This is a genomic window from Streptomyces violaceusniger Tu 4113 (assembly GCF_000147815.2).
GTDB lineage: Bacteria > Actinomycetota > Actinomycetes > Streptomycetales > Streptomycetaceae > Streptomyces > Streptomyces violaceusniger_A.
Window position 1 is genome coordinate 5,541,985 of the sequence record NC_015957.1, and the last position, 20,148, is coordinate 5,562,132.

At 71.2% G+C, this 20,148-nt stretch carries 15 protein-coding genes; 5 read left to right on the forward strand and 10 right to left on the reverse strand.

All coding sequences use genetic code 11. The annotated features are described in order from the left end of the window. Positions 1-5: 5 nt before the first annotated feature. Both STRVI_RS23005 and STRVI_RS23010 read right to left on the reverse strand, forming a co-directional pair. Positions 6-6,218, reverse strand: a complete 6,213-nt coding sequence (locus STRVI_RS23005; RefSeq protein ID WP_014058026.1) for an SDR family oxidoreductase — start codon at positions 6,216-6,218, stop codon at positions 6-8. Next, complete coding sequence (locus STRVI_RS23010; RefSeq protein ID WP_014058027.1) at positions 6,215-7,753, reverse strand: acyltransferase domain-containing protein; 1,539 nt, start codon at positions 7,751-7,753, stop codon at positions 6,215-6,217. The genes STRVI_RS23005 and STRVI_RS23010 overlap by 4 nt, the downstream gene beginning before the upstream one ends. A gap of 753 nt (positions 7,754-8,506) precedes the next feature. On the opposite strand from STRVI_RS23010, the gene STRVI_RS52130 reads away from it, so the two are divergent. Beyond that, the gene (locus tag STRVI_RS52130; RefSeq protein WP_150112910.1) at positions 8,507-8,686 is read left to right on the forward strand and encodes a hypothetical protein; all 180 of its coding nucleotides are present in this window, start codon (positions 8,507-8,509) and stop codon (positions 8,684-8,686) included. Between the two features lie 137 nt (positions 8,687-8,823). Here STRVI_RS52130 and STRVI_RS23020 read toward each other — a convergent pair whose 3' ends face one another. From STRVI_RS23020 to STRVI_RS23035, 4 genes are all read right to left on the reverse strand, one after another. Continuing rightward, positions 8,824-10,272 (reverse strand): MFS transporter, encoded by a 1,449-nt coding sequence (locus STRVI_RS23020; RefSeq protein WP_014058028.1) that lies wholly within the window; start codon positions 10,270-10,272, stop codon positions 8,824-8,826. A 555-nt stretch (positions 10,273-10,827) separates the two neighbouring features. Then, positions 10,828-11,937: a zinc-binding dehydrogenase gene (locus tag STRVI_RS23025; protein WP_014058029.1), complete on the reverse strand. Its 1,110-nt coding sequence runs from the start codon at positions 11,935-11,937 to the stop codon at positions 10,828-10,830. A 127-nt stretch (positions 11,938-12,064) separates the two neighbouring features. Continuing rightward, positions 12,065-12,712, reverse strand: a complete 648-nt coding sequence (locus STRVI_RS23030) for a TetR/AcrR family transcriptional regulator (RefSeq protein WP_043236404.1) — start codon at positions 12,710-12,712, stop codon at positions 12,065-12,067. Positions 12,713-12,771: 59 nt separating this feature from the next. Next, on the reverse strand, positions 12,772-14,007 hold the full coding sequence (locus STRVI_RS23035; RefSeq protein ID WP_014058031.1) for a cytochrome P450: 1,236 nt from the start codon (positions 14,005-14,007) through the stop codon (positions 12,772-12,774). 246 nt (positions 14,008-14,253) lie between these two features. On the opposite strand from STRVI_RS23035, the gene STRVI_RS23040 reads away from it, so the two are divergent. After that, positions 14,254-14,868 (forward strand): hypothetical protein, encoded by a 615-nt coding sequence (locus tag STRVI_RS23040; protein WP_014058032.1) that lies wholly within the window; start codon positions 14,254-14,256, stop codon positions 14,866-14,868. A gap of 18 nt (positions 14,869-14,886) precedes the next feature. Here the strand turns inward: STRVI_RS23040 and STRVI_RS54715 are convergent, their stop codons facing one another. From STRVI_RS54715 to STRVI_RS23050, 3 genes are read right to left on the reverse strand one after another with little or no spacing between them, the layout of a single operon-like run. After that, complete coding sequence (locus STRVI_RS54715) at positions 14,887-15,027, reverse strand: hypothetical protein (RefSeq protein WP_251982720.1); 141 nt, start codon at positions 15,025-15,027, stop codon at positions 14,887-14,889. Beyond that, a complete protein-coding gene (locus STRVI_RS23045) occupies positions 15,024-15,542 on the reverse strand; it encodes a squalene/phytoene synthase family protein (protein WP_050993731.1) in 519 nt (172 codons plus the stop codon). Before STRVI_RS23045 ends, STRVI_RS54715 begins: the two co-directional genes overlap by 4 nt. A gap of 5 nt (positions 15,543-15,547) precedes the next feature. Then, positions 15,548-16,177, reverse strand: a complete 630-nt coding sequence (locus tag STRVI_RS23050) for a TetR/AcrR family transcriptional regulator (protein WP_208949166.1) — start codon at positions 16,175-16,177, stop codon at positions 15,548-15,550. A gap of 203 nt (positions 16,178-16,380) precedes the next feature. On the opposite strand from STRVI_RS23050, the gene STRVI_RS23055 reads away from it, so the two are divergent. Both STRVI_RS23055 and STRVI_RS23060 read left to right on the forward strand, forming a co-directional pair. Next, positions 16,381-17,343, forward strand: a complete 963-nt coding sequence (locus STRVI_RS23055; RefSeq protein WP_014058034.1) for a zinc-dependent alcohol dehydrogenase family protein — start codon at positions 16,381-16,383, stop codon at positions 17,341-17,343. A 72-nt stretch (positions 17,344-17,415) separates the two neighbouring features. Beyond that, on the forward strand, positions 17,416-18,237 hold the full coding sequence (locus STRVI_RS23060) for a maleylpyruvate isomerase family mycothiol-dependent enzyme (protein ID WP_014058035.1): 822 nt from the start codon (positions 17,416-17,418) through the stop codon (positions 18,235-18,237). A gap of 63 nt (positions 18,238-18,300) precedes the next feature. Here the strand turns inward: STRVI_RS23060 and STRVI_RS23065 are convergent, their stop codons facing one another. Then, a complete protein-coding gene (locus STRVI_RS23065; protein ID WP_043239542.1) occupies positions 18,301-18,993 on the reverse strand; it encodes a ribonuclease H family protein in 693 nt (230 codons plus the stop codon). A 300-nt stretch (positions 18,994-19,293) separates the two neighbouring features. Here STRVI_RS23065 and STRVI_RS23070 point away from each other — a divergent pair, with 300 nt between their 5' ends. Then, positions 19,294-20,124, forward strand: coding sequence for an endonuclease I family protein (locus STRVI_RS23070; RefSeq protein ID WP_014058037.1), 831 nt, complete (start codon positions 19,294-19,296; stop codon positions 20,122-20,124). Positions 20,125-20,148: the final 24 nt, after the last annotated feature.

The window sequence follows — 20,148 nt, forward strand, 5'->3', positions numbered from 1 at the left end:
GGCTGTCAGGAACGGACCGGTCGTGGCGCGTCGCCGCGGGGCCGGACGAGTTCTCCGCTGTGGTCCAGGGCGTGTGCGCTGACCCCGGATATCCGGGCCAGCACCTGCCCGTCACCGGTCAGCGCGGTCAGCTCCCCGGTGGCGAAGTCGCAGTGCAGCCGGATGACCGGATGCAGCGCGCTGAGCCGGCAGTCGTCGCCCGGGCCGCCCAGGTCGACCTCGTCGAGCCCGGCCATCGGCCCGACCAGCGGTGGCAGGTCACCGCGCGGCGGCAGCAGCAACAGGTGCACCATCGCGTCGAGCAGGATCGCCGGTACGGTCATCCCGGCCAGGACCGGAGACCAGGCCGTGTGGTCCAGACGGAACCTGGCGCTGTTGCCGTCCGGCCCGCGGGCGTAGTCACCGGTACCGGCGAACGGTCCGGTGAGCGAGATCGGCGGATCCGGGGAGTACACCGGCATCGCGAAGTCGGGTTCGGGTTCGTGGCCCGAGAAGTCGGGCGGTCCGGCGAGCGCCGGGAAACGGTCCGCGAGCAGCACCCGCGTCTCGCACAGCAGGTCGTCGAAGCGCAGTACCTTGCCGTTCTTGCCGATCCGGTGTGCCGTGATCCGGACGGCCACCTCGGCGCGGTCGCCCACACGGCTCACGACCCGGGCCTCCACCGCGACGGTGCGCATCGGCCCGGCGAGCCGGACCGTGATCGACGACCGGCAGACGAGACCGCGGAACCCGGTGACCCGCAGTCCGGGACAGAGGGTGGCCGCCGCCGCGGCCGCCGCCTCCAGGGTGAACGTGCCCGCGAGCGTGTATTCACCGTTGACCTGGTGATGACGCATCCACCGGCCGTCCCGCTCGGCGAGGGTGCCCGGATCCCAGGTCTTGGTGAACACGGCCCAGTCGTCGCCCCGGTACAGCACACCGTCGAGCAGCGGTGTGGTCAACTCCGGGTCCGGCGGGGCCGGATCCGGCGCGTCCGGGGCCTCGGTCCGCGGCTCGGCGCGGGAGCCGTGGGTGCTGATGCCGCGCCGGGCCAGCAGGACGCGTTCCTCCTCCCGGATGAAGAACGCCACTCCGCCCGCCGGGGGCCGGGTCACCGCGGACAGGAACTGCGCACGTCCCTGCGCGGTGCTGATGTAGGCGTCCATCTTGTTGCGCTTGAGGGTCTCCCGCATGGTGACGCTGCTGGCGACGCCGACTTCGCGCCAGCCGCTCCACAGGACCGCGATCTCGTGGCGGCCCGCCGGCCCGTGCCGCTGTGCCCTGGCGCTCGCGTACGCGAGGTACTCGTTGACGGCGCAGTAGTCGATGTCGCCGGGCGCGGGGGCGAGCGTCGCCAGGGTGCTGAAGTTGCACCAGATCCGGGGGGCGCGTCCGGCCAGGGCGCGCTTCAGGTTGCGGTAGCCGGTCGCCTTGGTGGCCCGCACGGCCCGGAAGTCCGTGAGGGTCTTGGCGTGCAGCGCACGTGAGCGCAGGTCGAGGACGGTGTTGATGAGCAGGTCGATCCGTCCGTGCCGGTCGAGGATCTCGCCGAGGACGGCGGTGGTGCGTCTCGCGTCGAGGACGTCGCATACGCGGTGGTGGACCCGGTCCGGGCCGCACAGCTCCGCCAGCCGTCGCACCGTACGGCGCACCTCCAGACGCGCCTCGGCCTTCTCGTAGGCGACGCGCAGCTCGCGCACGGAGGCGTCGGGACGCCTTCGGCGCTCGGCGGCCATGAACTCGGCCTGCGATGGCAGTGAATCGTCGGTGTCCGGCAGCGGGGTGCGGCCGATGACGTACACATGGGGCCGGTCGGTGCCGTGGGCCACCTCGTGCAGCAGCTCGGGAGTGATCCCCCGGGCGCCGCCGAAGGCGACCACGACCGCGCCGGAGGGCAGCGGGACGCCGTCGGACGGGGACACGGGGTCGTCGGCCACGGCCAGGGCCAGCCACTCGTCCCCGCGGCAGGCCAGCGTGTGGGTCGGCACCTGGGCGGCGCCCGCCCGCGCCAACTGGCCCAGGGCGGTCGCCGCGTCCACCGCGTCGCTGATCAGGGTCAGTCCGCCGCACTGCGGCACCTCGGCCCGCACGGAGCGGACGAGACCGGTGAACAGCCCGCTGAGCGGGGGCGGCAGATCGTCCGGCACCGCTCCGAGCAGCAGCGCGGCGAGCGAGCCGCCGGAGCGCAGCGCGGGCAACGCCGCCTGGAGCGTGGTGAAGGCGAGGTCCTGGAGGTCCTCCATCCGGGCGGCCTCGGCCTCCTCGCACCCGTCGTCGTCCACGGGCAGCCGGGACAGCACCCGGATGTGGCGCGGGACGAACGGCAGGCCGGTCAGTGCGCCGGGCGCGTCCTCCGGCGGCACATGGGCGGCGCCCGCGACGCCGGGCCGCGGTGACCAGACGGAGGTGTCCGGGCCGGTGACCGCGGCGGCGAGGTCCGGGGCGTCGGTGATGACGACGGTGCCCGGCGGGATCGACGGCGTGGCGGGCTCGGTCGGCGGCGGGTCGGTCGGCACGAGCCGGAAGGTCTGACGGCGGCCGGTGAACTCCTCGGCGTGTTCGGCACCGGCCGGTTCCGACGCGGCGTGCGCGGACACTGCGTTCGCGGACCCGGTGTGCTCGGACCCGGTGTGCTCGGACCCGGTGTGCTCGGACCCGGTGTGCTCGGACCCGGTGTGTTCCACCCCGGTGTGTTCCGGGTCGGCGCGTTCCGGTTCGGCACGTTCCGGGTCGGCACGTTCCGGGTCGGCTTGCTCCTGTTGGGCCTGCTCCGGGCCGGTGAGCGCGTCCCGCTTCCCCGTCTCCCGCCGGTCCGCTCCGGGATCGTCGTCCCGCGGGCCCGCGGGCGGGGTGAACCGGATCAGCGGCGAGCCCGTGGCGGCGGGCCGGACCACGGTGTCCGTCTCCGTGACGACGGCCTTGAGAACCGTCAGCAGGGCGTCCAGGGAGAGATAGGTGTGTCCGGTGCCGGCCAGCACGGGAAGGGCGTGCGACGACGTGACCGGGTGCCGGGGGTCGGCGACGGCGACCTCGGCGGAGAGCGTGCCCAGGACGGGAAGTCCGTGCTCCAGCGCGGTCGAGCGCCGGGTGACCGCCAGGACCGCGGCGCCTTCCGCGATGGACCGGCCCTCCGGCGCCAAGTGGGCGAGGTGCCGGTCCCAGCCGCTGATCGGCCGCAGGCACACGGCGCCGACGAGGGCGAGGTCGCAGGCCCGGTGCCGGAGTTGACGCAGGGCCAGGTCGACGGCTGTGTGCGCGGAGTCCCGCTGGGAGTAGACGCTGGTCCCCAGGCCCTGGAGGTCGTAGTAGTTGGCGGCCCGGCCCGACAGGATGCAGGAGACCGCGCCGGTGAAGTCGTCCTCGTTCAGATCGCCGGGGATCACTCCCTTGGCCTCCGCCATGCCCTTCGCGAGGTACTCCTTGAGCACCTCGGCCTGCGCCGGGTCGGGCAGCAGGTCGAACGCGGTGGCGCACTCGGCGGCGTGCACCCGCAGCGCCGCCTGGGTGTTGTGCGTGGTCGGCAAGGTCGAGCCGATGACGATCGCCGTGGTGGGCCGCAGGCTCGTGCCCGGCTCGCCGAGCTGTTCCAGCAGCGGGCCCAGCGCCTGGAGCACCATCAGGTGGGCGGCGTCCATGTGCCGCATCGTCAGCGGCGGGATGCGCACGTCACGCGGGGAGGGCAGGGGGTACGGGGTGCCGAAATCGGGCTCCGGGAGGGGCCCGTCGCCGCGGAGCCAGGCGGGTACCTGATCGGGCTCCAGGCCGGGAAGGTGGGTGTTCCAGCCCACGACGACCAGGTCCTCCGTGTCGTCGCGTACGTCGACGCCCTGCCTCCGCGCGGGGACGGACCGTGGCACGTGGTCGGACAGGACCACGTGCGCGTCCGCCCCGCCGAGGCCGAACGACGACACCCCGACGACCCGTGGTCGCGCCCCGCCGGACGGCCAGGGAGCGTCCTTGACCGGCACGGTCAGCCGCTCGCCGTCGCCCAGCAGCGGATGCGGATCGGTGACCACGGGCTGGCCGGGCACCGCTCCGCGTTCGAGGGCGACCAGCGCGTGTGCGACCGAGACCAGGCCCGCCAGAACCCCGGTGTGCCCGAAGACCTGCTTGTTCGACGTCAGCAGACACGTCCGCTCGCCCGGCCCGAGCCGGGACAGCAACGAGCGGAGTTCGATCTCGTCGCCGACCGGCGTTCCGGTGCCGTGCGCCACGACCCAGTCCACGTCGTCGGCCTCGACGCCCGCGTCCGCCCAGGCACGGGCGATCGCCAGCTCCTGCCCGCGCGTGGCCGGGGCGTGGATGCCCTTGCCCCGCCCGTCGGCGGCGAGTCCGGTGCCCCGGATGACGCCGAGCACCCGGTCGCCGTCCGCGACGGCCCGCGCGTACGGCTTCAGGACGAGCGCGACGGCGCCCTCGCCGATCAGGGTCCCGTCGGCCGCCCGGTCGAAGGGCCGTACCCGGCCGCTCATCGAGATGCCCTGGGCCCGGCAGAACAGCGTGAACCCGATCGGCTCGATCACCGAGGTGCCACCGGCCAGCGCCACGTCGCAGGAGCCCTCGCGCAGCGCCTTGACCGCCGCATCCAGGGCGAACAGCCCGCTGGCACAGGCCGCGTCGAGGGTCAGGTGCTGTGTATCACCGGGGATCAGCCCGCGCAACGCGTTGCGGACGACGGACGCGGGCAGGTAGGACTGCGGGTCGCCGCCGTCACCGCCGTACTGCGCGCTGATCGCGTGGTCGGCAAGCTCCGCCAGCCAGTCGCCGTCCCGGTCGGCAGGGATCGCCTCGCGCACCATGCGCTTGTACTCGTCGCCGAGGACGATGCCCTGGGGGCCGAGCCCGGTCTGGTCGTGGATGCCGGTGGTCGCGGTGAGCCAGCGGTCGGTCGGACGCCGGCGCACCCCCGCCAGAGCCTGGACGGCACAGTGCCGCAGCCAGCGGGTGGTCCGCGGCCAGCCGGGGTGTCCTATGTTCCCGTCCGGTTCGACCATTGAGGCGGGGTCCGGCACGAAGTCGTGGAGGTATCCGGCCTCGCGGACGTAGAAGGCGTCGGTCTCCTCGCGGGTGGGAGCCCAGAAGTGCTTCAGGTCGAAGGCGGACGGCTCGCTGGAGAGCAGGACGCCCTCCCGCAGCCGGTCCCAGAACTCCGCCGGGTTGTTGGCCCCGGGCAGTGCCAGGCCGAGTCCGACGACCGCGACGGCACCGGGGTCCGCCTCCACCGACCGGTCCGGCACCTCGTCCGACACCGGGGTCACCACTGGCCGAGGTGTTGGGGGCGGTGCGGGTGCGGTTGGCGCGGGGACGGATGGTGCGGACGCCGACGGCACGGGCGCGGGGGCGGACGCGGATGGCGCGGGGGCCGATACGGCCGCGGGTGGCGCCGACGCTGTCGGAACCGATGCCGACAGGACCGGGCGGCGGGCGGGCTTGCTCACCTGGTCGGCCAGCCTGCTGTGCAGTCGCAGGCCCTGCATCCCGCCGATGCTGATACCACCGTCGGCGACGAGGGTCTGCCCGGTGATGAAACCGGCGTCCTCGTGGAGGAGGTGCACGATCAGCCGGGCCGCCTCCGGCGTCGAGAGCGTGCGGTTCATCAGTTCGTCGACCGCATCCGCGCCGCCGACCGTCGCCGGGCCGTCGAGGTTCACGATGATCTCGCTGGCGACGGAGCCCAGCAGCACGGTGTTGACCCGGATGCCCTGGCCGACCAGTTCCAGCGCGAGATAGCGGACCAGCGACTCCAGGGCCGCCTTGGTGACACCACCGGGACCGTAGCCCGGAACCGGCTGGTGCGCCCCGACGCTGGACAGGCAGAGGATGCTCGCGCCCTCCCGTCCCGTCATCAGCTCGGCCGCCCGGCGCGAACAGTGGTAGGCCGCCATCACGTTGGTGGACCACGCCCGCTGCCAGTAGGTGTCGTCGATGTCGAACAGGGGCAGGAACGCCCCGCCCGCGGCGTTGTTGATCAGGATGTCCAGGCCACCGTGGCGCTCCTGGACCAGGTCGAACATCCGGTCGATCTCGCTGGTCTTGGCCACGGAGGCGCGGATGAACTCGCAGCTCTGGCCGGCCTGTTCCAGTTCCTCCTGGAGCAGCTTCGCCTGGTCGACCGAGTGGAAGTAGTTCACGATCACATGGGCGCCGCCCTGCGCCAGGCGGCGCACGATGTCCGCGCCGAGGCTCTTCGCGGCGCCCGTTACGAGGGCGATCTTGCCCCGCAGGCTGTCGTCCGTCACCCGGCGGCCTCCGCCCGGCCCTGTACGACGCCCTCCGCGATCCGACGCAGCGTACCGGCGGTCAGCAGCGAGGTGTTCGACCTCAGATCGGGCAGGTCGTACCGCTCGGAGACCCGGCCGAGCAGGGTGACCTGCTTGAGCGACTCCACACCCAGCTCGGACTCCAGACCATCGTCCTCGCCGAGCAGGTCCGGCGGGTAGCCCAGGAAGTCACCGTAGAGCGTGCGCAGCTCGGCCAGCACCGTTTCGTAGTCCAGCCCGGCGGACGGCGGGGCGACCGCGTCCACCGGAGCGGCCGACGCGACAGGAGCGGCCGGAGCATGGGCGGCGACCGGAGCGGGCGGAGCGTAGGAAACGGCCGGAGCGGGCGGAGCGGCGGGGATGACCGGAGCGGCCGGGGCGGCGGGGATGACCGGAGCGGCCGGGGCGGGCGGAGCGGCGGGCTCCGCGTAGTACGCCGGGGCGGCGGGCACGGGCACGGAGACCCGGGCCGGCGCCTCGGCGACGGCGACCGCCGAAGGCGGGCCGGCCGGTTCGGGCGCGCTCACCCGCGCGGAGGGCAGGAGCCTGTCGCTCGGCCGTACCGGCGGGCGCGAGTAGAACGGGCCGATCGCCGTGGACTCCTCGGCCCACGCCCGGACGGCTCCGACCGGATCGCTCTCGCTGAGCGGTACGACACACCGCACACCCGGGACCGACGCCTCGACGAACTTGGTGACGACCGGCCACTCCCCGCACTCGACGAAGACGTCGGCACCCGCCGCGTGCAGCTCGCGGACCGTCTGCAGCATCCGGACCCGGGCGGTGAGCGCACCGGCGACCAGGTCGACCGGGTCGTCGTTGCCGACGTCCCTCCCCAGCCAGGGGGAGCGCACTCGCCAGCGTCCGGAACCGTACGCGACCCTCGGCGCGGTCGCCCGGAGATCCCGCGCGGCCTGCGCCATCGCCGGAGTGTGCGTCGGGTGTGGTACGTCCAGGGGAAGGCTCGGCCAGCCGAGGGCGTCGGCGACCCGCTCCACATGCCGGATCAGTTCCTCGGGCCCGCTGATGACGCTCTGTCGAGGGGCGTTCTCGCAGGCCAGTACCAGGTGGGGATGGTCGATCAGCCCGGCGAGCGACTCCGCCCGCCGGCCGTCCACGCCGACCGCGAGCATCTTCCCCCGCCAGCTCTGCCGGGTCAGCGCCTGAGACCGGGCCACCGCCAGGCGCGCGGCGTCCTCCACCGGCAGGTGGCCCGCGGCGGCGAGGGCCCACAGCTCCCCGATGCTCTGTCCGACGATCGCGATGGGCTCGACACCTTCGGCGACCAGCATGTGGTGCGTCGCGAGGCTGACGGCGAAGATCTCCAGATACTGGACCTCGGGACCGCGCCGGTCGCTCGTACCGTTGTCCTCGATCAGCCTGGTGCTGATGTCGGGCAGCCCCAGGCCCCCGGCTGCCTTGTCGATGCGGGACAGCGCGTCACGGACGGTCTCGTAACGGTCGTGGAGGTCGCGAAGGACGCCCCCGCGCGGAGCGGCCACAGTTCCGGGCATGACGAAGACAGCATCCACCTGTGCATCACCCTCATTTCGGTCCCGGCCTCCGGCGAGGCCTCATCCGCCGACCGGGTTCCGAAACGCCATGGCGGCGCGACAAAACCCGCGGCAATAGGTTCACTTACTGCGCTATACCGGAGTGGTGGGTCCAGCGAAATGGACCCCGGGCAGAAATTTGTTTCCCTGCGCATTTCGCGTCGTACGGGGCCCTCATTTACGGTATCCGGGCCTCTTCCGGAGCGGCAATGATGTTCAGGCCACTAGTTTCAGCCTAAATCGATCATGCATTTCGATCTGGCCAATCACGCATAGGCGCCCTTGCCGCCGCGCGAGGTCGCATGCTAGTTCCGGCCGCCCCGCCGCAAAAGCGGTCACCCCATGACCGTTTCATCCCGATTTACTTTCGGGCATTCGTGCACGATTCAACCGCAGGAGGGCCTACTTTGACGATCCGACGCGACCCGGACCGATCGCACGGCCAGGGCCGGTCGCGTGCCGTGGCCCGCCCGGCCCGGTCCGTCCGTTACGTTCACCATTTCGTTATTCGGCCAATCAGCCGACATATGAGACGGGTCATGTTTACCGGCGACACCGCCGAACGACCAACGGAACGGCGGCTTTTCGACGGCGGCCCGCGGGCCATGACCATGCCGCCTCGATGACCTGATTCCGGCGGCAGAGACAAGCCGATGTCCGGCAGGCCGGAGGGACCGTCGTCGAGACCGGCGATCCGCCATGGCGTTCCGGCAGGTGAGCACGGCGACCACGGAACGGAGCGATCACACCCGCCTCGGCTTCCGCACCCTCCTCGACCACGGACGGATGCGCGGGGCGACCCCCGGCCATCGACGCGTACGCGGACGCGCGCATCCTGCCTACGACAGCGGCAGAAGCCGCTGGGGCAGCGAAACAACGGTTCTGCTCGGCTGAATTACGGGTCAAGTCAGCGGCCCCGAGACGACCCGAAACGCCGGTCACGAATTGTCACTTACCTTTATCAGCGTGCAACGTGCCCCCGACGACGGGCGGCCGCACGCGCGACGTTCAGTAATAGGATCGGCAACCGCTCAGCGGGATGTGCGAGCCTCCGCATCAGGCGTTTCACCCTTGAACTTGGGCGGTACGCAGAACCGTGAGAGACCCGCGGCGGCCAGGTAGGCGAGTGCGCCGATGGCCATGCTGGTGCGCAGCCCCTCGCCGTAGTCGGCAGCCGTGGCCAGCAGGGTGCCACCGAGCGCCACGCCGATGGCGCTTCCGAGCTGCCGGGTGGTGTTGAACAAGGCGGAGGCGGTCCCTGAGTACGCCGGGGGCGCGGCGCCCATGACGGTGGAGGCGGAACCGGTGAGTGCGAAGGAGGTGCCGAATCCCGCCGCCATCATCGGGGCCACCAGCAGCGGGTAGGCGGGGTCGGCCCCGGCCGCGACCCAGCCGGCCAGCCCCAGGCCCGCCAGAAGCATGCCGGTGAACACCAGCGGACGGTCGCCGGTCGCGCGGGCCAGCCGCCCGGACAGAACGGAGGCGAACATGGTCATCGCCACCGCGGGGAACAGCGCCAGGCCGGTGACGAGGGCGCTGTAGCCACGCTGGTGCTGGAAGTCCAGGCTCGCGGTGAACACCATGCCGTAGAAGCCGAAATTGAACAGCAGGCCGATGACGGCACCGCCGCCCAGCGCACGCGAGCGCAGCAGGCTCGGCGGAACGGCGGGCGAGCGGGCCAGCCGCTCGCGCACCAGGAACGCCATCACGGCCAGTACGGACAGGCCCACCCCGCCGCGGACGGCCGGATCGGACCAGCCACGCCGGCCGGCCTCGTTGAGCGCGGCGGTCAGCGAGGCCACTGCCGCCACCACCGCGCACTGCGCCGGCCAGTCCAGAGCCCGGCCGGTGAGCCGGTCGGAGGGTGCCACGTGGCGCAGCGTCAGCGCCAGGCAGGCGACGCCGACGGGCAGGTTGATGAGGAACACCCACCGCCAGCCCACGGTGGAGACCAGCAGTCCGCCCAGCAGCGGCCCCGCCGAGGCCGCGATGCCCGCGATGGAGCCCCATACGCCGAAGGCCCGCGAGCGGGCGGCCGGAGCCGGATATGCCTGCTGGAGAAGGGCCAGTGAGCCGGGCACGATCAACGCCGCGCCGAGGCCCTCCACCCCCCGGGCGGCGATCAGGACGGGCGTACTCGGCGCGAATGCGCACGCGGCCGAGGACATGGTGAACACCACTACGCCGGTGCAGAAGATCCGGCGGTTTCCCAGCCTGTCCCCCAGCGCGCCACCGCTCAACAGGAACCCGGCGAAGACCAGGGTGTACCCGTCGGTGATCCACTGGATGCCGGTGAGCGAAGCCGACAGCTCCCGGCCGATCACCGGCACGGCCACGTTGATGACCGTCACGTCCAGGATCACCATGAAGTACCCGGCACACACGGCCAGCAGCGGGACCCAGTACCGCAGGCCGGTCACCGGGCCGGACTCGGAAGAGGACGCGGGCTCGCCGCCACCGGCCGACTCCGCGAACGTCACGTCCCCGACTCCGTCCCGCTCACGAAGGCTCTACGACAAAAGGCAGAATAGGGGATAAATAGAGCACCAGAGGGAATCAGCGGCCCGGATCACGCTGTGGATACTGGCCACGTGGCCCACCCTCGCGAAGATCCACGCTCCCTCCCCATCGAACTACGGCCCTACCTGGAGGAACTCATCCGGCGCACCCGCACGGTGTGCGGGCCTCATCTGGCGAGTGTCGTCGCGGTCGGCTCCCTCGCGCTGCGGGACTATCGGCACGGGCGCAGCGACGTCGATGTGACGGTCGCCGTGGAGCCGTCACTGCCCGGACCGACCCTGCACGACCTGGCCGGGGCCCTCACCCACCCCCACCTGCACTGCCCGGCGGCGGGCCTGGAACTGGTGGTCTACGGAACGGATTTCCTCAGCCGCCCCTCCGGTGCGGCCGGGTACCTTCTGGACCTCAACACCGGCCCGCTGCTGCCGGATCGGGCCGACTTCGACGCGATACGGTCGCCGGCGTTCTGGTACGTCATCGACCGGTCCGTCGCCCATCAGAACAGCGGACCCGGCTCAGGGCCGCAGCAGGATGCGGATGGGGTTGCCCTCCCGGTCACGCAGTCGGCGGATGGCCTCGTTCACGTCCTCCAGTGGCAGGATCGCGCTGACCGACCCGGAGATGTCCAGACGGCCCCGGGCGGTCAGCTCGACCAGGTCCTCCAGATGTTCCATGCGATACCCGGTGTGCCCGATCACGGTGTGGCGGTTGCGTACGAAGTGGAGTTCGGGACCGACGGACAGGGGGTCGGGAGAGATGCCGACGAGCACCAGGCGGCCCCGATGGCCGAGGGCACGCTCCGCCTGGGTGAAGGAGGGCGTACGGCCGACGCAGTCGAAGGCGACGTCCAGGCCCTTGCCCGCCGTGATCTCCTTCAGCCTGGCCCGGGCGTCCTGGTCCGTCGGGTCGAGCGCGAAGTCGGCGCCCAGGGCGAGGGCGCGTTCGCGTGCGGCGGGCAGGGGGTCGAGGGCGACGATCGGGGAGGCGCCGCAGATGCGGGTCAGCTGCACGAGGTGGGTGCCCAGGCCCCCCAGCCCCCAGATGCCCACGGATTCGGCGGACCGCAGCTGGGCGGTGTCGATGGCGCCGTACGGGGTGGACACGGCGTCGGCGAGCACGGCGGCGTGTTCCAGGGGTACGGAGTCGGGCACGGCGATGAGCGTGGTGGCGTCGGTCAGTACGTACTCGGCCCAGGCCCCGTCGTAGTGGAAGGCCATGACCTGGAGGTCCTCACAGGTGTTCGTGCCACCGCCGAACCGGCAGGCGGGACATGTGCCGCAGGCCTTTCCCGCGCCCAGGACCACCCGGTCGCCCGCCTTCCAGTGCCCGGCGCCGTCGCCGACCGCCGCCACCACGCCCGACGCCTCGTGCCCGGGGGTGACCACCGGCAGCCGGGGTGCGATGTGGCCGTCGAGCTGGCTCAGGTCCGACTGGCAGATGCCGCACGCGGCCACCTTGACCACGACCTCGCCCGCTCCCGGCCGGGGCACGGGCACATCCTCAACCGTGAGCGTGCCCGCTGCCGCATCGAACCGCGCCGCGCGCATCGTGGCCGGGAGGGCGTCCGCCACCGCGTCAGCCGTTGAGTGCGCGCCGGAGCGTATCGGTCCTGCGTCCAAGGTCATCCGTCGTTCCTTTCAGGTGCTTCGCCGGGTGGAGCGGCCACCGCGCCAATACGGGACGGCGAGTGATCATGATGCCGCACGCAGTCTGCCGTATGTGGCGCACCCACCGGCAAGCTCTGAGACCCCGTCACCGCTGCGCGTCGCGCAGCAGAGTGTCAACGGTGCGGTCGACGAAGGTGGTGAGTTCCTGAGCGTCGTGGCGCCCGAAAGTGGAGGTCCACAGGGCGAAGCGGCCGAAGAGGGCGGACCACAGGAGGATCGCGGTCTGCTCGGCACCATCCGGCCAGCGCAGCCCTTCCTGTTCACATGCCTCGATGGCATCGACCCACTGCCGCCACAGCAGGCGGGCCGGGTGGGTCTGGCCGGGCTCGCCGAAGCTGGACGAGTTATGACCGAACATCAGGCGGATGACACCGCGCTCGGTGCGGGCGAAGGTACAGAAGGCGTTCGCCTGGGCGCGGAGGCGTTCGCCGGCGTCGGCTCCGTGGTCGGCGGCCTGGGCGTCGGCGTCGCGCATGGCCGCGACGACACGTTGGTAGCCGTCCTCGGCGACGGCGCGCGCGAGCTGGTCCTTGTCGGCGAAGTGCAGATACACGCTCTGGGCGGCGATGCCGACTTCGCGTGCGACCTCCCGGAGGGACACCGGCAGCGGGTTTCCGGTGAGCTTCTGGTCGAGGAGCCGTGCCACGGCAGCCAGAATCTCCGCGCGCAGCCGGTCCCCCTGGCCGCGGGGATTGCGCCTACGGGTGGTGTCGGTGGCGGTGTCCTCGTTCATGCACCTCATTCTGCGGTACCTCGATGGCCAGTCCTTCCGTCGTCAGGGGCCCGCCCGGCTCACCAGGTGACCGGAAGGGAGTTGAGGCCATAGACGATGGAGTTCTTCTTGAACGGCAGCTCGTCCTGGGCGATGGCGAGCCGCAGCCCGGGGATGCGCTCGAAGAGCCGCGGCCAGGCGACCTGCATCTCCACCCGCGCCAGGTTCTGGCCCAGGCACTGGTGGGAGCCGAATCCGAACGCCACGTGGCGACGGGCGTTGCGCGCGATGTCGAGCGTGTCCGCGGGACACTCGCCCTCGTTGGCGCCGAAGGCGCGGGGGTCCCGGTTTCCCGCGATCAGCGAGACGATGATCCCCTCGCCCTTGCGGACAAGCTGCCCGCCCACCTCGACGTCTTCAAGGGCCACACGCCGCGGATCGGTGGAGACAATGCTCCAGTAGCGCAGCATCTCCTCCGCGGCACTCGGGGCCAACTCGGGGCGGGCCCGCAGCCGGTCGCGCTGATCGGGGTTGACCAGCAGCGCCACCGTGCCCAGGCTCAGCATGTTGGCGGTGGTCTCGTGCCCGGCGCCGACCAGGATCCCGACCAGAACGGGCATCATCTCGGGCGCGAACCCGTCCGGGCCGGTGTGGTGGGCCAGCAGCCGGCTGATCATGTCGTCCGAGGGCTCACGGCGTTTGCGCTCGACGAGCGCCTCGTAGTACGCGAACGCCTCCCGCTGCGTACGGGCGCGCTCCTCGTGGCTGACGTCCAGGTCCGTCCCGGCGTTGGCGTGCCGCTCGAAGAGGTGGTGGTCCTCGTAAGGGACACCGAGGACGAGGCAGATGGCCCGGGAGGGCAGGGGCAGCGCGAAGTCCCGGATGAAGTCGGCCGGGCCGCCCTTGGCGAGCATGGCGTCGATCAACTCGTCCGTGATCCGCAGCAGGCTCTCGCGCATCGCCTGCGTGCGCTTGACGCTGAACTCCTTGGTGAGCATCTGCCGGAGCCGGGCGTGCTCAGGGTCGTCCAGCCGCAGGAACAGACCGCCCTCGTGTTCGGGCTGGTTGGAGTGGACCAGCGGGAAGTCGGGGTTGCGCACATCGGCGCTGAAGGACGGACTGGAGAGAACGGCACGGATGTCCGCGTGCCGGGTGGCCAGCCAATGTGTGGAGCCGTCCCAGATGGTGACCTTGTGGAGACCGCCGGCTTCCCGGAACGCGGTGTGCTGCGGAGGTGCGCTGAACGGACACGTGCGCGGGGCGGGGAAGAACGGTGCTTCCTCGGTGGCAGCGGCCTCGGATGCGGTGGTCGTCATCTCGCCTTCCTTGCTGAGGAGTTGATGGCAGCCTGACATGCGTCACCTTACGAGTGTCTGGCTGAGCGAGGCAAGCACTGCCCGACCGTCAGAACATGGCCACCGGGAGGCCGACGGCGTGTACACCTCCCGGCGGTGGCCGGGGCCACCGCGCCAGCTCAACGGCGGGATCAGCCGCCACGTGGCAATCACACGGAGGTACCATCCAGCACCAACGTGGTGTGCGCCCAGATGAGGGAGCTTGTAGTGGACACTCCTGCCGATAAGACCAGCCTGAAATCCCAGTACGCGGCTCAGGTTGCCGCCGATCTGGAACGCAACTCCGCCGAGCACGAGCGTCTCAGCTCCGAAATCGCCGCACTGCAACAGCAGTTGGCGGTGCTGGAAGGCAACCGGATGCTTCTGCTCAGCATGCGGGAGACTCTTGGTGACGACGCCGTGGGTGGCGCACCGGAGAATGGTGGCGTCAGCGACTCCGAGGATGATTCGTCCGCGACACGGGAATCCGCGGCGCTGCCTGCCACGCGCAAGCCCAGGAAGAAGGCCGACGCGACCAGCGGAAAGCGGAAGGGTACGGAGTCGGCCGACAGCCGCCCGAGCCGCAAGCCGGTGCGCGAAACGGGCGCGCCCACGCTTCGGGAGCTCGTGCGCGATGACCTCACCCAGCACGGCGAGCCCCGCTCCGCAGCCGAGATCACCGCCACTCTCACCCAGGCTCTTCCGGAACGCGACATCAAGCCCACGGTGGTGCGCAGCACCCTCGAATCACTCGTCGCCAAGGGCCAAGCACACCGCACCAAGCAAAAGAAGTCCGTCTTCTATTCGACTGCCACCCCGGACGCCGACACCGTTCCGCACTGACGCGCGCGCCTGCCACATTCAGCGCGGATGACGGGCGCGGCGGCGCTCCCGGAGCAGCACCCGAGCGGTGGTCGGCAGCGGTGGACGGGCGGGTGCGCGAAGGACGCCGGGGCCCTTGGCGGCGGCTGCCGTGACCGTGAGCTGCTCGATCTCGATCATGGCGCGGAACAGCGGGCGCCCCGCGGGCGGCGCGAGGCCGACCAGGCTCCGGTAGGTGGACAGGGACTGGCGGCCTGGCCGAGCAGGTGTGCCGGCAGGCTCCGGATTCCGGTGGCGTCCCGGGCGTTCTCCAGATCGACGCGGGTGACACCGTGCGCGTCGAGCGTCTCCCGCACCAGGTTCAGGCGCCCGTCGGCGAGGTCTTCGGACAGGTCGTTGACGAAGTCCAGGCGCTGGCTGCCGTCGATGTACACGCGGCATGCCTCGCGGTAGCCCACCGGGGTGTCCTCCCCGGCGATGAGGCCCGCGATCAGCATGAACGCCGGTAGCGCATACGCGTCGACGTAACGCTGATAGTCCGCTTCGGTGGCGAAGCCGGTGAACTCCAGCTCCAGTGGGGCCGCGTCGAGGAAGTCCTCGATCCGGTCGCGCAGCCCGGGGTGCGCGGAGATGGTGGGCAGCCGCGGCCGTTCGGCAGCATGCTCGCTTCCGCCACCGGCCAGGCCGTCACGCACCTCCTTCACGTGCCTGGTGCCGCGGGCGCCAGCCGTGCCACCGGCGGGAGCGGTGAGTGCTGCGGGGAGGCGCGGAATGCCTGGATGACGAGCGCGGCGAAGCGCCGGGAAGCCGCGACCCGGGTGGCCTTCGATGTGGTGTGGATGCCCCTGTTGGCCATGAGCATGAGGATCAGGTCGTCCAGGACGAAGTCGGGGCGCAGATGACCGGCGTCCTTGGCTCGGTCGGCCAGTTCGGCGATCGACCTCAGCGCGTACGTACGCTCGGCGGCGATGTCCATCGCGTCGGGGAAGGTCGACATGAAGGCTTCGGTGAAGCCTCGGCTACGGGCGTGCAGCTCACAGGTCTTCTCGATCACGAGACAGAAGCCGCGCCATGGATCCGGCTCGGCGAGCCCCTCGTCGACGAGGACGTGGCATGCGCGCATCTCGTCCGCGAAGGCTTCGGTGGCCAGCATCTGCTTGGTCGGGAAACGACGGTACAGGGTGGCAGGGCCGACCCCGGCGTGCCGGGCGATCTCCCGCATCGGCACGTTCAGACCTTCGGTGGCGAACAGCGCGCGGGCCGCGTCGAGGATGCGCTCGCGGTTGTCCAGGGCGTCGGAGCGCAGGGTGTGAGGCAAACGGTCGGTCACCGCTCTCACTTTAGCCAAACGGACGGGGGCGTCCGTTAGCGTCCGGAGGCATGGAAGCCCGGCGCTTCTCCGGGTGCGGCTCCTCGGCGCCGGGACCGGGTGGGCCGGTCCCGACCGGTCCCAGCCGGTCCCCATCGATCCCGCCGACCCCAGGACCCGGCCGACCCCCAGAACCCGGCCGCCCCCAGAACAAGGAGACGACATTGAAGGCAGTCGCGATCCAGGCGTTCGGACGCCCCGAAGGTCTGGCACTCATCGACCTCCCTGCCCCCACTCCCGCCGAGGGGCAGGTACTCATCGCCAATGAGGCGATCGGCGTCGGCGGCGTCGACGTCGTGATCCGACGCGGTGTTCTCGCCGGCTACGGCTTCAAGGAAGGCCATGTCCCCGGCAGCGAGGTAGCGGGCATCGTGACCGCGGTCGGCGATGGCGTCGACACATCATGGGTCGGTCAGCGCGTATGGGCGTTCACCGGCGTGAGCGGCGGCTACGTGGAACAGGCGATTGCCTCGGTCGAGCACATCCTGCCCCTCCCCGCGAACCTGTCGCCTGTCGACGCGGTGACGCTCGGGAGCTCCGGAATGGTGGCCCACTTCGCCCTTGCCCATGCCCACTTCGCGCCTGGCGAGTCCGTACTGGTGCGCGGTGCGGCCGGCAGCATCGGCATCATGACGGTCCAGCTCGCGGCTCGTGGCGGTGCCGGCGCGGTGGCGGTCACGACGTCGTCGGCCGAGCGTGGTGACCGCCTGCGCAAGCTCGGCGCGACCCATGTGCTGGACCGCTCCGGCGAGGGTGGCGAGGACGCTCCCGAGGGCTACGACGTCATCATCGACATCGTCGCCGGTGCGGACATGCCGTCCTTCTTCGCCAAGCTCAACCCGAACGGTCGCATGGTGGCCGTCGGCATGGTCGGGGGCCAGCCGCCGGCGGACTTCGGCATGACGATGATGGCGGCGTTCCGGAAGTCGATGTCCTTCGCCACCTTCAGCGCCGACACCGTGGCCGAAGCCGATCGACGTGCGGTGCGGACCGAGCAGTTCGCTGCCGCAAGCCGCGGCGAGCTGCCCATGGTGGTGCACGAGGTGCTGCCGCTCGAGGAAGCCGTGCCGGCACACCGGAAGATGGACGCCGGTGAGGTGTTCGGCAGGATCGTGCTGACACCGTGATCGTGGCGGCCGTGGGGCCGTGACAGGGTACGTACCCCGGGGAACTTCCCCGGCTCGGTGCAGGGAGGGCGCGTGGAATCCGTGAGCGGGCAGGGCGACGGCGGCACGTGGCCCACGGGGCTGGATGAGGCGATACGCGCCACCGCGACCGACATCGCCACAACGCTGCGCGGCGCCCCCGACACCGGGGCTCCGGTGCCCGGGTCACAGTGGACGGTCGGGGAGGCGGCGGCGCATCTGGCGCAGGCCAACGAGCTGATGGCGCACCTCGCGGACGGGAAGACACGCAGCTACGGGGACGGCACGCCGCACGGGCTGGCGGAGGCCAACCAGCTCGCGCTCGCCGCGTTCGCCGAGCGCCGGGCCGAGCCGCTGGCCGCCATGATCGTGGAGCAGGCCGAGGCCTTCCTCCGGCCGGCGGCCCGGCCCTCGTCGCCCGGAGAACTGGTCACACCGATGGGCCCGATGAGCCTGGACGTACTGGGGTCGTATCTGCTGACCCATATGCTCGGCCACGGCTATGACCTCGCCCGTGCGCTGGGCCGCCCGCATATGCTCAACCGGTCCCGGGTCGAGCTGACCCTGCCGTTCCTGATCACGGCCATGCCACGGGTGGTCGACACCACGGCCACCGCCGGCCTCACCGCCCGCTTCACCATCCGCCTCAGGGGTGGCGCCCGCTTCGGCGCCACCTTCGCCGACGGGGCTGTCACCGTCACCCCGCACCCGCCGAGCCGCCCGGACTGCACCATCCTCACCGAGCCCGTCGCCTTCCTTCTGATGGCGCTGGGCCGCCTCGGCCCGTGGGGCGCCGCCGCCAGGGGCCACGTCCTCGCCTGGGGCCGTAAGCCCTGGCTCGCCCCACGGTTCCCCACACTCTTCACCGCACCCTGATCCGGCCGGGGACCGGAGCGGACTGCACTGGGACTCGACAGCCTGTCGCGGGTGCCCGGTGGCTCAGGTGGCGCAGGCCGGATGGCCCCAGCCGTCGGAGTTCTTCATGATCGTCTCACCCTTGGCGTAGGGCGTGCCGCAGCGGCACCGGCCGGGGAACTTCGCCTTGATGGACGCCTTGGAGCGGGTGCCTGTCCCCCGCTGCGCCGCCGTCGTGCGCGGGCGCACCGTGCCACCCCGGCCCGCCGAGCGTGGCGCCGTTTGGGCCTCGGGCGGTGGCAGGGCGGAGCCGAGCGAGGTGCCCGCGGGCTGCTGGGTGCGGGCGGTGTGGCTGGCCGCCTGGTCGGCAGCCGCGTTGAACGGGTCACCGTCGACCTGGTGCGCCGGAACATAGACGAATTCCACCGTCCGGCCGCCCAGAAGCTCGTCGATACGCATCACGAGCTCGCGGTTGGCCACCGGTGATCCCGAGGAGGTCTTCCACCCCTTCTTCCGCCACCCGGGCAGCCATGTGGTGACCGCCTTCATCGCGTACTGCGAGTCCATGCGCACCTCCAGCGGCACGGCCGCGTCGGTGGACTCCAACAGTCTTTGCAGCGCGGTGAGTTCGGCCACGTTGTTGGTCGCGGTGCCAAGCGGCCCGGCCTCCCAGCGCTCCAGCGCACCATCGGTGCCCGCGATGACCCATGCCCAGGCCGCGGGCCCGGGGTTTCCCTTCGATGCCCCGTCACACGCGGCGATGATCTCTTCAGCCATACGTCGATACTGCCAGCACTCCGCATCCGGCACGGCGGAGACCTGGTCATCGACGGTCTGCCGTCCGTGGTGGTGGGCCGAGCCACCCACTCACGCCCCTCACACAAGCCGCGGTCGACGTCGGCCGGCCCTTCTCTCGACCACATGGCGTTCATCAGATCCGCGCCGAACAGGCACACCATGTACACGTGTTCGGGCTTCGCGCATGGGAATCTCCCAGAGCTTGTGCCTTGAACATCCGTACTCGCGGCGCCGGTTGGCGGTCCGGGTACTCATCTAGGAGAGGACACCCCCCACATCATGTCCACTCATCGCCCGAGCCGATCACGGCGCCTCGCCCTGCTGGCCGTAGTGGCCGTGGCCGGTATCGCCGCCCCTTCGGTCGCCGCCGCCAACACACCGGCCACGACCGACACCAACCGGCCCACGGCCGTGCAGGCGCTGGACGACACCTACTACCAGGACGCGATGGGCAAGAGCGGCCCGGAGCTGAAGGCCGCGCTGCACACGATCATCAGCGACCAGACCAAGGTGTCCTACGACGAGGTATGGGACGCGCTGAAGTCCACGGACGAGGACCCGGACAACCCGTCGAACGTCATCCTCCTCTACAGCGGCCGCTCCCAGTCCAAGGACGCCAGCGGCGGCAACCCCGACGACTGGAACCGCGAGCACGTCTGGGCGAAGTCGCACGGCGACTTCGGCACGGCCACCGGGCCCGGCACCGACCTGCACCACCTGCGCCCCACCAACGTCACGGTGAACAGCATCCGCGGCAACAAGGACTTCGACAACGGCGGCCAGGACGTGCCCGACGCCTCCGGCAACCGCACCGACGACGACTCCTTCGAGCCCCGTGACCAGGTCAAGGGCGATGTCGCCCGGATGATCCTCTACATGGCCGTCCGCTACGACGGAGGCGACGGCTTCGCCGACCTCGAGCCCAACGACAACGTCGACAACGGCTCCGCGCCCCACATCGGCCGCCTGTCCGTACTGAAGGAGTGGAGCGCCGAGGACCCGCCCGACGCCTTCGAGAAGAACCGCAACCAGGTCATCTACGACAGCTTCCAGCACAACCGGAACCCGTTCATCGACCACCCCGAATGGGTCGACTCCATCTGGAAGTAACCCGCGGCTCCGCTCCCGCCCCTG

Excerpts from the sequence above, each read along its gene's own strand:
- STRVI_RS23010 (WP_014058027.1), bottom strand. The coding sequence starts at position 7,753 with ATGCCCGGAACTGTGGCCGCTCCGCGCGGGGGCGTCCTTCGCGACCTC.
- STRVI_RS23025 (WP_014058029.1), bottom strand. The coding sequence starts at position 11,937 with ATGACCTTGGACGCAGGACCGATACGCTCCGGCGCGCACTCAACGGCT.
- STRVI_RS23030 (WP_043236404.1), bottom strand. The coding sequence starts at position 12,712 with ATGAACGAGGACACCGCCACCGACACCACCCGTAGGCGCAATCCCCGC.
- STRVI_RS23035 (WP_014058031.1), bottom strand. The coding sequence starts at position 14,007 with ATGACGACCACCGCATCCGAGGCCGCTGCCACCGAGGAAGCACCGTTC.
- STRVI_RS54715 (WP_251982720.1), bottom strand. The coding sequence starts at position 15,027 with ATGATCGAGATCGAGCAGCTCACGGTCACGGCAGCCGCCGCCAAGGGC.
- STRVI_RS23065 (WP_043239542.1), bottom strand. The coding sequence starts at position 18,993 with ATGGCTGAAGAGATCATCGCCGCGTGTGACGGGGCATCGAAGGGAAAC.
- STRVI_RS23070 (WP_014058037.1), top strand. The coding sequence starts at position 19,294 with ATGTCCACTCATCGCCCGAGCCGATCACGGCGCCTCGCCCTGCTGGCC.